The organism is Ruegeria sp. (assembly GCF_965199275.1).
Lineage (GTDB): Bacteria > Pseudomonadota > Alphaproteobacteria > Rhodobacterales > Rhodobacteraceae > Ruegeria.
This window is the reverse complement of sequence record NZ_CBDAQX010000014.1, coordinates 176,016-187,456: the sequence shown is the minus strand read 5'-3', so window position 1 is coordinate 187,456 and position 11,441 is coordinate 176,016. Positions and strand designations below refer to the sequence as shown.

15 protein-coding genes are annotated in these 11,441 nt (G+C 57.9%); 8 read left to right on the top strand and 7 right to left on the bottom strand.

Annotated features, from left to right (window positions below):
• The first annotated feature begins 191 nt into the window (after positions 1 to 191).
• Positions 192 to 644 (top strand): hypothetical protein, encoded by a 453-nt coding sequence (locus ACOERD_RS10855; protein WP_419739035.1) that lies wholly within the window; start codon positions 192 to 194, stop codon positions 642 to 644.
• A gap of 284 nt (positions 645 to 928) precedes the next feature.
• Here ACOERD_RS10855 and ACOERD_RS10850 read toward each other — a convergent pair whose 3' ends face one another.
• The 3 genes from ACOERD_RS10850 to ACOERD_RS10840 form a co-directional block, all read right to left on the bottom strand.
• Entirely contained in the window at positions 929 to 1,339 is a 411-nt protein-coding gene (locus tag ACOERD_RS10850) for a hypothetical protein (RefSeq protein WP_419739034.1), read from the bottom strand.
• Between the two features lie 640 nt (positions 1,340 to 1,979).
• On the bottom strand, positions 1,980 to 2,117 hold the full coding sequence (locus tag ACOERD_RS10845) for an entericidin A/B family lipoprotein (protein WP_170374868.1): 138 nt from the start codon (positions 2,115 to 2,117) through the stop codon (positions 1,980 to 1,982).
• Positions 2,118 to 2,237: 120 nt separating this feature from the next.
• Entirely contained in the window at positions 2,238 to 2,582 is a 345-nt protein-coding gene (locus ACOERD_RS10840; RefSeq protein ID WP_170718966.1) for a metalloregulator ArsR/SmtB family transcription factor, read from the bottom strand.
• Positions 2,583 to 2,906: 324 nt separating this feature from the next.
• On the opposite strand from ACOERD_RS10840, the gene ACOERD_RS10835 reads away from it, so the two are divergent.
• From ACOERD_RS10835 to ACOERD_RS10810, 6 genes are all read left to right on the top strand, one after another.
• Positions 2,907 to 3,539, top strand: coding sequence for an ATP-dependent Clp protease proteolytic subunit (locus tag ACOERD_RS10835; protein WP_170662077.1), 633 nt, complete (start codon positions 2,907 to 2,909; stop codon positions 3,537 to 3,539).
• 133 nt (positions 3,540 to 3,672) lie between these two features.
• On the top strand, positions 3,673 to 4,941 hold the full coding sequence (gene clpX, locus ACOERD_RS10830) for an ATP-dependent Clp protease ATP-binding subunit ClpX (RefSeq protein WP_419739033.1): 1,269 nt from the start codon (positions 3,673 to 3,675) through the stop codon (positions 4,939 to 4,941).
• Positions 4,942 to 5,106: 165 nt separating this feature from the next.
• Positions 5,107 to 5,472 (top strand): RidA family protein, encoded by a 366-nt coding sequence (locus ACOERD_RS10825; protein WP_419739032.1) that lies wholly within the window; start codon positions 5,107 to 5,109, stop codon positions 5,470 to 5,472.
• Between the two features lie 79 nt (positions 5,473 to 5,551).
• Complete coding sequence (locus ACOERD_RS10820) at positions 5,552 to 5,935, top strand: NADH:ubiquinone oxidoreductase subunit NDUFA12 (RefSeq protein ID WP_170460766.1); 384 nt, start codon at positions 5,552 to 5,554, stop codon at positions 5,933 to 5,935.
• Positions 5,936 to 5,948: 13 nt separating this feature from the next.
• Positions 5,949 to 6,401 carry an outer membrane lipid asymmetry maintenance protein MlaD gene (gene mlaD / locus ACOERD_RS10815; protein WP_170468107.1) on the top strand — a complete coding sequence of 151 codons (453 nt, stop codon included), beginning with the start codon at positions 5,949 to 5,951 and terminating at the stop codon, positions 6,399 to 6,401.
• Positions 6,398 to 6,766: a DUF2155 domain-containing protein gene (locus ACOERD_RS10810; RefSeq protein WP_170468105.1), complete on the top strand. Its 369-nt coding sequence runs from the start codon at positions 6,398 to 6,400 to the stop codon at positions 6,764 to 6,766. The genes mlaD and ACOERD_RS10810 overlap by 4 nt, the downstream gene beginning before the upstream one ends.
• On the opposite strand, the gene aat is transcribed toward ACOERD_RS10810, so the two are convergent.
• The 4 genes from aat to ACOERD_RS10790 all read right to left on the bottom strand — a co-directional run bounded on the left by aat (position 6,721) and on the right by ACOERD_RS10790 (position 9,952).
• The gene (gene aat, locus ACOERD_RS10805) at positions 6,721 to 7,353 is read right to left on the bottom strand and encodes a leucyl/phenylalanyl-tRNA--protein transferase (protein WP_419739031.1); all 633 of its coding nucleotides are present in this window, start codon (positions 7,351 to 7,353) and stop codon (positions 6,721 to 6,723) included. The genes ACOERD_RS10810 and aat overlap by 46 nt on opposite strands.
• Positions 7,354 to 7,401: 48 nt before the next feature.
• A complete protein-coding gene (accC, locus tag ACOERD_RS10800; RefSeq protein ID WP_170460778.1) occupies positions 7,402 to 8,751 on the bottom strand; it encodes an acetyl-CoA carboxylase biotin carboxylase subunit in 1,350 nt (449 codons plus the stop codon).
• A 9-nt stretch (positions 8,752 to 8,760) separates the two neighbouring features.
• Positions 8,761 to 9,264: an acetyl-CoA carboxylase biotin carboxyl carrier protein gene (gene accB, locus ACOERD_RS10795; RefSeq protein ID WP_170468101.1), complete on the bottom strand. Its 504-nt coding sequence runs from the start codon at positions 9,262 to 9,264 to the stop codon at positions 8,761 to 8,763.
• A 151-nt stretch (positions 9,265 to 9,415) separates the two neighbouring features.
• Positions 9,416 to 9,952 carry a LuxR C-terminal-related transcriptional regulator gene (locus tag ACOERD_RS10790; protein ID WP_170460784.1) on the bottom strand — a complete coding sequence of 179 codons (537 nt, stop codon included), beginning with the start codon at positions 9,950 to 9,952 and terminating at the stop codon, positions 9,416 to 9,418.
• 189 nt (positions 9,953 to 10,141) lie between these two features.
• Here ACOERD_RS10790 and ACOERD_RS10785 point away from each other — a divergent pair, with 189 nt between their 5' ends.
• A complete protein-coding gene (locus tag ACOERD_RS10785) occupies positions 10,142 to 11,434 on the top strand; it encodes a helix-turn-helix domain-containing protein (RefSeq protein WP_419739030.1) in 1,293 nt (430 codons plus the stop codon).
• The last annotated feature ends 7 nt before the right edge of the window (positions 11,435 to 11,441 follow it).

Sequence of the window (11,441 nt, the reverse complement as noted above, 5' to 3'; positions counted from 1 at the left end):
CGCGGATGATCGTCGAAGGGCACTCCTTACCGAGTGGGACGCCGGATGTATAGAGCGGAAAGCGGGCTGTGTGATCAAACGCTGAATGAACGCTTGATGAAGGTTCCTTAAGGTAACTTGCAACCGACCTTACCCCTCCCAATCTGTTGAACACGGCCAGAGATGGCTTCGATTTCAGGGAGAATGACACCATGACCAGATTTATGACTGCCGGAGCAGCCGCTCTGGCCACGAGCCTCGCCTTTGGCACTGCCGCTGCCGCCGAAACCACACCTGATCTGCGCGGTATTTGGACGGCCAGCCAGACTACGGTTTCGCCGTCGAATTCGGCTACCGGTGATGCGCCGCGTTTTAACCAGTCGGAATGGGTGCTCGAAATTCAGGTTCAGAACGACAACGCGTTCTGGGGGCCGAGTATGTGGCGACGCAATGCCATGGATGACTGGACGATGTACGAGGCCACCGGCTCCATCAGCCAGGATGGCTCGGGAAAGATCGGGATCGTCGAAAGCTCGGCCGAGCCGTCGATTGGCGTGAACGCCTTGATCGACGCGCGATACGAGGATGGGAGAATTTATGCGGATTTCCGTAGCCTGCGGACTGGAACAACCTACAGCACTGTTCTGGAACGTCAGGTGAACTGAAGCGTTTCCGGCCCGGCCGGACTGTAGGGGGTACAGACTGTCGCCCGATTTTGACAGCGACAGATTAGTAGGTAAACCGTCCGGGTCGGAACGCTTCTCAATATCGGAAAACTTGTCTCCACAGGGAGGAGGCGGACCAGACGGTGATTTCGCCGCTCGCGACAGGATTCAGATTATACCGGGTTTGCACGCCGTGTTCCTCGGCCCGGGTTATTCGGATCCAGCGAACCTTCAGCGCGAGGTCGCGCGCGATGAAAAATTCGCCGTCCGGTCCAAGCTCCATTTCAGGTGTATGGCATCTTGTCTGCTGTATTCGGCGGATTCTGAACCGAGGATTTGTCCAGTCGATCTTTTGCGAACATATCCGCGCCGCCTCGGCGAACGACGTCAGCGCGGTCGGCGTTTTTTAATGCGTCGGCAAGGGATCGATACTGGATGCAGGTCTCGTTCTGATATCCTTCTCGCACATATGTTCTAAAACACAGTTGAGTATGTAGGGAATTTAGCCCTGTTTCAGTCCGAACGATTCGGTTTTGCGGACGATGCAGCGTCGTCAGTTCGGGCAGTTTGCGATCAGCCAATCGTCCGTTGCCCTTTGCGCCTGCAGCAAGTCGCAATATTCCGGTCAGAATTTGGCGAAAAGAGTTTTCCGATTCTAACCCTACGTGGTTGTCGAGAAATCCCGAGTTATCCACAGTGCCCTCCCGGCAGATATCAACAACTTATCCCCGCCTGATTTCCATGCTGCAGTGCTATTTTCTTGCCTGACTAAGGGTGCAATGCAAGATTGGTATCATCGCTGGAGTTCCTCGGATCAGAAGGCGGGATGCAAAGGCCAAGGAGGGTCTGCGCAGGGAAGGTGGATCTTAGGATTGACGTTCTTTTGCAAAGGCTTACCGGTGGGTGGTGCATCGAGTTGGGGCTTCGTGCCTTGGGTCGACGGATCATCTTCTCAAATGGGCTTTGTGCGTCGCGGCGACTTTCTAGTTTGTGGCGGCGGCTGCGGTTCCTTCGGGGGCCGGGGCAACTGGATTGAAGAGGTCTTAGGACCGACTTCGTCCGGTTAAGGCGTCAGGGGTTGCCCGCAAGGGCGCATGCAAAGACCGCGTCTGCGCACCTGACGCCTTTTCCCTTGCTGGCTTCATGCAGGCTACCACCCACCCCTCGTCAGAATGGGAACGGGGCTCTTTCGCATGTGCAAAAGAGCCCCGTGCAAACGTCAGATGATGCAATGCCGCGTCTATGCACCTGTCCTTGCACAATAGCCAGTTCAGCCTACCGCATCAACAACATATTGCGTGCGTCATCCTGCGATCCGCAAGATGAAGGCGTAAATCAGAGGTTTTCCTGCACGTCCGAGGCTGCGTTTTGGATCGCATCGCCCGCTTTTTCGATGTCTTTGCCCGCGCCTTTGGCGGTTTCGCAAGCGGTTAGTGCAAACAGGCTCAGGCCAATCAGAATTGCGCGGATCATGTTTTTCTCCTTCATGCTCGATCAGGCCTTCGGTAGCAGTATCTTACTGAGGAGGCTAGCACTTTTGCGGTTTTCCGGAGGTCGCGCTGCGTCTACGCCTGCGGCCTGCCGGGCAAACTATTAGTGCCCTGTGTTTTCGCTGCAGAACAGCTCATAGACGGTTTCCAGCATCCGACGGGGCTTGTCATCGGCCAGTCGGTAATAGATCGCTTTGCCGTCGCGGCGGGGCGTCACCAGCCCTTCCAACCGCAAACGCGACAATTGCTGCGACACGGCGGCCTGGCGGGCGGACAACAGGGTCTCAAGCTCGGTAACAGATTTCTCGCCCGACGCCAGATGGCACAGGATCATAAGACGCCCTTCGTGGCTAATTGCCTTCAGAAAATTCGCCGCCCTCGCCGCGTTTTCGACCATGTGGTCAAGCTCTGCTGAAGGGGTGTCCTGGGTTACTTGGGGGAGTGCCATCTATTCTTCGTTCCTTACGATCCCGCTATGGGTGATGCCTGCCATATACTACTTGCTGTATGAGTACATCCAATTTACTGATTTTGCACTTTTGCGCCTATATGCATGCATCAAAATACTGTGATCAAAGAAGCGGTGAACAAAAAAGCGCCGTTTTCGGCCTCTGTGCAAGGTGAGCCAAAGACAAGCTCCGCTGTATCTTGCGAACAGTTTGCAAGGTCGTTCTTGCTGGCCCCCCTTGCAGCCCCCCAGTGGCGACACTAAGACTCGGGTAACTCTTGTTGGGATAATGTCCCGATCCATAGCAAAGCAGGCAGGTTCCGAATGTTCGATCCAGTAGATACCTATATGAATACGCTCGTGCCCATGGTCGTTGAGCAGACCAGCCGGGGGGAGCGCGCCTATGATATTTTCTCGCGCCTGCTCAAAGAGCGGATCATCTTCATCAACGGTCCGATTCACGACGGGATGAGCCATTTGATCGTCGCGCAGTTGCTGCATCTTGAGGCGGAAAACCCGAACAAGGAAATCTCGATCTACATCAACTCGCCCGGCGGCGTGGTGACCAGCGGTTTGTCGATTTACGACACAATGCAGTACATCAAGCCGAAATGTTCCACATTGGTCATCGGTCAGGCGGCCTCGATGGGCTCGGTTCTGCTGGCCGGCGGTGAGACAGGTATGCGCTTTTCGTTGCCCAACAGCCGGATCATGGTTCACCAGCCCAGCGGCGGATATCAGGGTCAGGCCAGCGATATCATGATCCATGCTGCCGAGACGCAGAAGCTAAAAGATCGCTTATATGACATCTACGTACGTCACACGGGTCAGACCAAGAAGGCCGTTGAAAAGGCTTTGGATCGTGACAACTTCATGAGTCCCGAAGAGGCCAAGGATTGGGGCCATATCGACGAGATCGTCGAAAACCGTGCCAAGATGGACACGGAAGAGGCCTAAGAAACGCGTCCCGCGCGCCAAGCGCGGGGCCATTTTGAGATTGTAGCCGCCAGAGCGCTGGCCTAAGCTGCACGAACATGCGCAAGCGTGCCCCACAGGTAGGGGCGCAGAGACGAAGCCCGAAAGGTAGATCATGGCGACGAATTCAGGCGGTGACGGCAAAAACACGCTCTACTGCAGCTTTTGTGGAAAAAGCCAGCATGAGGTGCGTAAGCTGATCGCAGGCCCGACCGTTCTCATCTGTGATGAATGCGTCGAGCTGTGCATGGACATTATTCGTGAGGAAACAAAGGCCAGCGGTCTGAAGTCCTCGGATGGGGTACCGACACCCAAGGATATCTGTGAGGTTCTGGACGACTATGTGATCGGTCAGGCCACAGCCAAGCGGGTTCTGTCGGTTGCGGTCCACAACCACTACAAGCGTCTGAACCACGCCCAGAAAGCCGGCAGCGATATTGAACTGGCCAAATCGAACATCCTGCTGATCGGCCCGACGGGTTGCGGCAAGACGTTGCTGGCCCAGACGCTGGCGCGTATTTTGGATGTGCCGTTCACCATGGCCGATGCGACGACGCTGACCGAAGCTGGTTATGTGGGTGAGGATGTCGAGAACATCATCCTGAAGCTGCTTCAGGCCAGCGAATATAATGTCGAACGCGCACAGCGCGGCATCGTCTATATTGACGAGGTCGACAAGATCACGCGCAAGTCCGAAAACCCGTCGATCACTCGTGACGTCTCGGGTGAGGGTGTTCAGCAGGCGCTGCTGAAACTGATGGAAGGGACTGTCGCCTCAGTTCCACCTCAGGGTGGCCGTAAACATCCGCAGCAGGAGTTCCTGCAGGTCGACACCACTAATATCCTATTCATCTGTGGCGGTGCCTTTGCCGGTCTGGATCGGATCATCGCCCAACGCGGCAAAGGCTCGGCAATGGGCTTTGGGGCTGACGTACGCGACAATGACGAGCGTGGCGTTGGTGAGATTTTCCAGGATCTCGAGCCGGAAGACCTGCTGAAATTTGGATTGATCCCGGAATTTGTCGGCCGTCTCCCGGTTCTGGCCACGCTGGAGGATCTGGATGAGGATGCGCTGGTCACCATCCTTACCAAACCCAAGAACGCTCTGGTCAAACAATACCAGCGTTTGTTCGAGTTGGAAGATGCCGAACTGTCCTTCACCGATGAGGCGCTGAAATCGATCGCCAAGAAAGCGATCGAGCGTAAAACCGGCGCTCGGGGGCTGCGTTCGATCCTCGAAGATATCTTGCTGGATACGATGTTCGAACTTCCGGGCCTCAAGAATGTGACCGAAGTGGTTGTAAACGAAGAAGCCGTGACCTCTGACTCGCAGCCCTTGACCATCTATGCGGATGCCGTGCCAGAGTCGGCGTCAGCTGGCTAAGGGGTAAGGGGGGCGCTGTCCCCGCCGCCCTTCAGGCGCCTCTCCCGAGGTATTTCCAGCCAGATGAACAGGGGATCCTTTACTTCATCTGGCCATAAATATCCCGGAGCGCGAGGCAGAGACTCGCAAAATCTCATGACATTCAAATTCTCGGAGAAATGAGCCGTGTCCGCTATCAAGCGTATCTCTTCAGGTGGTGAATTCGAGGGCAAGGTCGGCTATTGCCGCGCCGTGGTGGCCGGAGGGTGGGTTCACGTTTCCGGCACTGTTGGACAGGGTGAGAGCGTTGTCGATCAATGCAGATCAGCCTTGGACATCATCGGGAAAGCATTGGTCGAGGCTGGCGCAGGTTTCGCCGATGTTGTTCGCGTGACCTACATGCTGCCCGACCGGACCGAGTTCGAGCCTTGCTGGCCGGTGTTATCCGAGGTTTTTGGAGCCAATCCGCCGGCCGCGACGATGATTGAATGCGGTCTGATCGACCCCAAATACCGGATCGAGATCGAAGTGACCGCTTTATTGCCGCAGTGACGCAGTCACGCGGCGGGTACTGGACCTTGGCGCGCCTTTGGGTCATACCTTCTCGGGACCGAATTGCCGGAGGCGGATCATGGGCATCCTGAACACTCTTTTACGGGCCGTAACCTGGTGGAACGGGGCAACCCTGAACACGCAGATTTTCACTGCGCGTAAAGGTGTTAAAGTTGGTGAGGACAATGAAGGCAACGTCTTCTATAGAACCGCCGATGACAGCAAACGCTGGGTCATTTTCAATGGTGAGGCTGAAGCCAGCAGGGTTGATCCAGATTGGCATGGTTGGCTTCACCGCACCTGGGATGAGCCGCCGACAGACAAACCGCTGGCGCACAAGGCCTGGGAAAAACCGCATCAGGAGAACCTGACAGGCACCGCGCTTGCTTACACCCCTGCGGGGTCATTGCGCCGGGCAGAGCCTGTTGAGCGCAAAGACTACGAGGCCTGGAGCCCGGAATAAGACGAGGCGAGCAATGTCGACCCACAACTGGACCGAAGTATTCGTCGGCGGTGCCGTTTTGGCCTGCGCCGTCGCGTTTGGTGTTTATGCCAGCCAATCCACCGGCCTGTCACAAGGCAGTGCCGGATATGAGCTTGGGGCGTCCTTCCGGTCGCTGGAAGGGGTCAATGTCGGAACCGATGTGCGCCTTGCGGGTGTCAAAATCGGGACCGTTACCGACGTGACCCTGAATCCTGAGACCTACCGCGCCGATACGACCTTTTCGGTCGCGGATGGTGTCCTCGTGCCAGATGACAGCGCCATCGTGATTTCTTCCGAGGGGCTGTTGGGAGGTAATTTTGTTGAGGTTATGCCCGGGGGTTCTCCGTTCTATTTTGAGCCCGGAGATCAGATCGAAGATACGCAGGGCGCTGTCAGCCTGATCTCGTTGCTGGTGAAGTTTGTGGCCGGAGACGGCAGCGAATGATGCGCGCTCTGGCATTTGCGTTGGCGCTGGCCGCGACATCCGCGACGGCGCAGCAAACGGTTCAATCCGGACCCGGCGCGATGTTGCGCGGCTTGGATAAGGTCAACGGTCAGACCGTGGATGTTGAGCTGCAGACTGGTCAGACACAGGCCGTCTTTGGTCTGGATGTCGCTTTGGGGGATTGCCGCTATCCCGTCGACAACCCGACCGGGGATGCGTTTGCCTTCCTGACCATTTGGGAACAGGGCAAGGCGGAGCAGTTGTTTGACGGGTGGATGATCGCGACCTCTCCGGCACTGAATGCCTTAGATCATTCGCGCTACGACGTTTGGGTGATCCGCTGTATCACTCCATCGGCGGACTGAGGCACCTCAGCCGCAAAGTCGGCGCTATCACCAATCGCTTCTTCCAGCGCTTTTCTATAGTCACTCCGGGGGATTTCGATCGCGCCGAGTGAGGCCAAATGGGCGGTCAGAAACTGGGTGTCGAATAGCTGAAAACCGGTCTGTCGCAGGCGGTCCACCAGATAAGCCAGCGCGATTTTCGAGGCGTCAGTGCGACGTGAGAACATGCTCTCGCCAAAGAACGCAGCGCCCAGAGCCACTCCGAAAACGCCTCCGACAAGCTGGTCATCCTCCCATACTTCCAGAGAATGCGCTTGGCCTATGTTGTACACCTGTCGATACAGGTCGCGCAGCTCGGCGTTAATCCATGTGTCCGCACGATCGGCACACCCATCGACGACGCCTTCAAAATCCTGATTGATCGAGATGGAAAAGCCGCATCTTCGTATCCGCCTTGCAAGGCTGCGCGAGATGTGGAAACCGTCCAGCGGGAAAACCCCGCGGAATTTGGGGTCGACCCAGAACAGGTCCGGGTCATCGCGATGCTCGGCCATCGGGAAGATGCCGATCGAATAGCCATGCAGCAAAAGTTCTGGTGACAGGCTCATGAGGAACATCCAAGGGCCGGGCGGCGCATTCCAACCGGCCCTGTGGGGTTAGTCGGCCATATTCTCCGCAAGCCAATGCTCCAGCCAGTGGATATTGTAGTCGCCACTATGGATGTCCGGCTCCTGCAAGAGTGCGTGGAACAGAGGCACTGTGGTGTCGATGCCGTCAACGATCAACTCACCCAAGGCGCGTTCCAGACGGGCCAGAGCCTCGGCGCGGTCGCGGCCCTGAACGATCAGCTTGGCAATCAGCGAGTCGTAATAGGGCGGGATCGAGTAGCCATCATAGAGCGCCGAATCCATCCGCACGCCCAGGCCACCCGGTGCGTGATACGCGCTGATCTTGCCGGGGCAGGGCGAGAAGTTGGGCAGTTTTTCTGCGTTGATCCGAACCTCGATGGCGTGACCATTGATCTCCAGGTCATCCTGTCCGAACGACATCGGCAAGCCCGAGGCCACGCGGATTTGTTCGCGCACCAGATCGACGCCGAAGATACCCTCGGTCACCGGGTGTTCCACCTGTAGGCGGGTGTTCATCTCGATGAAGTAGAACTCGCCTTTTTCGTACAGGAACTCGATGGTGCCCGCGCCGATATAGTTGATCTTGGCTACCGCGTCGGCGCAGATTTTGCCGATCTTGGCGCGTTCTTCGGGGGTGATGCAGGGGCCGGGGGCCTCTTCGAACACCTTCTGGTGACGACGTTGCAACGAGCAGTCGCGTTCGCCCAGATGGACAGCGTTGCCTTTGCCGTCACCGAAGACCTGAATCTCGATATGGCGCGGTGTGGTGAGGTATTTCTCGATATAGACCTCATCGTTGCCAAAGGCAGCTTTACCTTCGGCACGTGCGGTCATGAAGGCACTTTCCATCTCATCCGCGCTCATCGCGACTTTCATGCCGCGTCCGCCGCCACCGGCGGTTGCTTTGATGATGACGGGATAGCCGAATTCCTCACCGATACGCTTTGCGTCTTCCAATGTCGGAACACCACCGTCGGAGCCAGGAACACACGGTACACCCAGCGCTTTCATCGTGTCCTTTGCGGTGATCTTGTCGCCCATCACGCGGATATGTTCGGCGGTGGGGCCGATGAAGGTGATGTCGTGGTCTTCGACGATCTGCACGAACTCGGCGTTCTCGGATAGGAAGCCATAGCCGGGGTGGATGGCCTGCGCGCCGGTGATCTCACAGGCGGAGATGATCGCGGGGACAGACAGATAGCTTTGCGGGCTGGGCGGGGGGCCGATGCAGACCGATTCGTCCGCCATGCGCACATGCATCGCGTCGCTGTCGGCGGTGGAGTGGACGGCGACCGTCTTAATCCCCATCTCGCGCGCGGCGCGGATGACGCGCAGGGCGATCTCGCCTCGGTTGGCAATCAGGATCTTGTCGAACATGGGCCCGCCTTACTCGATGATGACCAGAGGGGTGCCGAATTCCACAGCGTCGCCGTCGCCGACCAGAATGCGTTTCACGGTGCCCGATTTGGGCGCGTGGATGTGGTTCATCGTCTTCATAGCTTCGACGATCAGCAGCGTGTCTCCTTCGGAAACAGACGCACCGACCGAAACGAAAGAGGGCGCACCGGGCTCGGGTTGCATGTAAACCGTGCCGACCATAGGCGAGGTCACAGCGCCGGGATGGCTGGCCGGGTCTTCCACATCTGCGGCCGGGGCTGCGGGGGCTGCTGCAGGGGCCGGCGCGGCAGCGACAGGTGCTGCGGCTGCGGCCGGAACGGCGACCTGAACCGGAGCGGCAACAGCTTGCGTTGCGCGGCTGACGCGCACGTTCAGGCTGTCTTCCTCGCCATATTCGCGTTTGACCTGCAGCTCGGTCAGGTCATTTTCGCGCAGCAGTTCGGCCAAGGCTTTGATGAACGCCACATCCGCTTCGTGTTTGGTATCTGTCATGAGTATCCTCGAAGGTTCCCCTTTGGCCCGTCTGTGTTTGCGCGGGCTTCGATCTGATTACGCAGCGTTATAAGCCAAGCGAGCAGCCATGAAAAGCGCCGTTTAAGCCTGAAAACAGGGGGTTTGGATGGTTAATGATGGGCGGTTGCGCCTACAGCGGCATACCAGAGAGCTTTGCGACCAGTTCCGGCAGTTTGCGCGCGCCGAATTTTTCCAGCAGCCGGGCGCGGTAGGCCTCGATCGTGCGGTAGCTCAGGCCCAGTTCCATCCCGATTTCCTTAGCAGACAGGCCGCGGCAGGACAGGATCGCCACTTCGCGCTCGCGCACGGTCAGTTCCACCAGCGGCCGCTCTTCCGAGATGTCGGAAAAGCTCCAGATTCCATGGCGAAACGGATCGTCAGGGGTCAGCGAGCGTCCTCGCGCGCGGCACCAGAACAGGTCTCCGTTCCTACGGCGCATCACCCGCTCATCAGTGTAGTAGCCGGTATCGCGCATCACTTGCAGGCTGCGTTGCCCGATTCTTTCCCAATCCGCGACCGATGGGTAGAGATGCAGCAAGGGCATGTTGTTGTATTCGGCTTCATCCCCGCCAAAGGTGCGCGCAAATTGCAAGTTGCACCGTCGGATGATGCGGTTTTCCAATTCGACAAGGCCGATGGGTGCATATTCAAAAGCTGGGTCGCTCATACCCATATGGTGGCGGTAAATGCAGGAAATGAGAAGGGGCGAAGCGTGTCTGGTGATGCGGCGAAGGACCGGAAGTTGTTAATCTTGTCAATCCAATCTGAAAATTGGTGCATAACATCAAGAAAATGATAGGATAAACTGAAAACACGGCCAACCAGAGATAGCTAAACGTGACTGAGGACCTTGATCATGCGGGATTTGCTGACCGGTAGCCGGATCCGCGAACGGCGGCAGATCGCGGGTCTGAGGCAGGCGGAGCTTGCACGTCAGGTGGGGATCTCGGCCTCTTATCTGAACCTGATCGAACACAACCGCCGCCGGATCGGGGGCAAATTGCTGGTCGATATCGCCGGGGCGCTGGCGGTTGAGCCGTCCGTGTTGACGCAAGGGATCGAAGCGACCTTGATATCGGCTTTGCGCGAAGCCGCAGCCGATGCAGTTGGCCAGCAGGCCGAGATTGAAACGCTTGAGGAATTTGCAGGCCGCTTTCCCGGCTGGTCGGGCGTGTTGGCGCAGATGCATCGGCGTGTCGTGTCGCTGGAACGGACGGTTGCAACGCTTTCGGACCGGCTGACCCATGACCCGCATCTGGCAGCCTCGATGCACGAAGTGCTGTCGACCGCAGCGGCGATTCGGTCGACCGCAGCGATTCTGGCCGACCCGCAGGATATCGACGCCGAGTGGCAGGATCGGTTCCACCAGAACCTTCATCAGGATGCCGAGCGACTGGCCGACAGTTCCAAGGCGCTGGTGACCTATTTGGACGAAAGCGATACGTCTAAAGACCCGCGTGGCGCACCGCTGGAAGAGGTCGAGGTGTTTCTTGAGGCGCGCGGCTACAGTTTTCCCGAACTGGACGCCGGGCAAGGGGCAGAGGTCATTGATCTAGAGGGTCTGAATACCTCGGCTGCACGCAACCTTGCAGGGGAATGGCTTAGGCAGAGTGAGGCTGATGCCAAGGTTATGCCGCTGTATGCCCTCAAAACCACGCTGGCAGGTGGTGATCCGAACCCTTTGGAACTGGCGCAGCGATTCTCGGTCGATCTGCCGACAGTGTTCCGACGCCTCGCCAGCCTGCCCGAAGGGGTGCTGAGCCGCCCAGTAGGCCTGGTGATTTGCGACGGCTCGGGCAGTATCCTGTTTCTGAAGCCTGTCCCCGGCCTGTCACTGCCACGCCACGGCGAGGCCTGCCCGCTCTGGCCGCTGTTTTCCGCGCTGAACCGGCCTCTGGTTCCGATCAGACGGCAGGTCGCGCAGCAGGGGCGTGCCGCTGCAATGTTCGAATGCCACGCCTATGCTTGGCCGCATGGCGTGTCCGGATATGATCAGGAACCCTCGTATCGCGCGGCCATGCTGATATGGCCGCTGGTCGAGGCCGAACCGAACCCAGAGGCAACACGGGTCGGGTCAAGCTGCCGGATTTGCCCAAGCGGTGATTGCGGTTCTCGTCGCGAGCCGTCAATTCTCAGCGAAGGCTTTTGACAGGTTC

Coding starts and splice junctions, on each gene's coding strand:
- ACOERD_RS10840 (WP_170718966.1), bottom strand. CDS start 2,582: ATGGCACTCCCCCAAGTAACCCAGGACACCCCTTCAGCAGAGCTTGAC.
- accB (WP_170468101.1), bottom strand. CDS start 9,264: ATGACAGATACCAAACACGAAGCGGATGTGGCGTTCATCAAAGCCTTG.
- accC (WP_170460778.1), bottom strand. CDS start 8,751: ATGTTCGACAAGATCCTGATTGCCAACCGAGGCGAGATCGCCCTGCGC.
- clpX (WP_419739033.1), top strand. CDS start 3,673: ATGGCGACGAATTCAGGCGGTGACGGCAAAAACACGCTCTACTGCAGC.
- ACOERD_RS10790 (WP_170460784.1), bottom strand. CDS start 9,952: ATGAGCGACCCAGCTTTTGAATATGCACCCATCGGCCTTGTCGAATTG.
- ACOERD_RS10845 (WP_170374868.1), bottom strand. CDS start 2,117: ATGATCCGCGCAATTCTGATTGGCCTGAGCCTGTTTGCACTAACCGCT.
- ACOERD_RS10810 (WP_170468105.1), top strand. CDS start 6,398: ATGATGCGCGCTCTGGCATTTGCGTTGGCGCTGGCCGCGACATCCGCG.
- ACOERD_RS10835 (WP_170662077.1), top strand. CDS start 2,907: ATGTTCGATCCAGTAGATACCTATATGAATACGCTCGTGCCCATGGTC.
- aat (WP_419739031.1), bottom strand. CDS start 7,353: ATGAGCCTGTCACCAGAACTTTTGCTGCATGGCTATTCGATCGGCATC.
- ACOERD_RS10785 (WP_419739030.1), top strand. CDS start 10,142: ATGCGGGATTTGCTGACCGGTAGCCGGATCCGCGAACGGCGGCAGATC.
- mlaD (WP_170468107.1), top strand. CDS start 5,949: ATGTCGACCCACAACTGGACCGAAGTATTCGTCGGCGGTGCCGTTTTG.
- ACOERD_RS10855 (WP_419739035.1), top strand. CDS start 192: ATGACCAGATTTATGACTGCCGGAGCAGCCGCTCTGGCCACGAGCCTC.
- ACOERD_RS10820 (WP_170460766.1), top strand. CDS start 5,552: ATGGGCATCCTGAACACTCTTTTACGGGCCGTAACCTGGTGGAACGGG.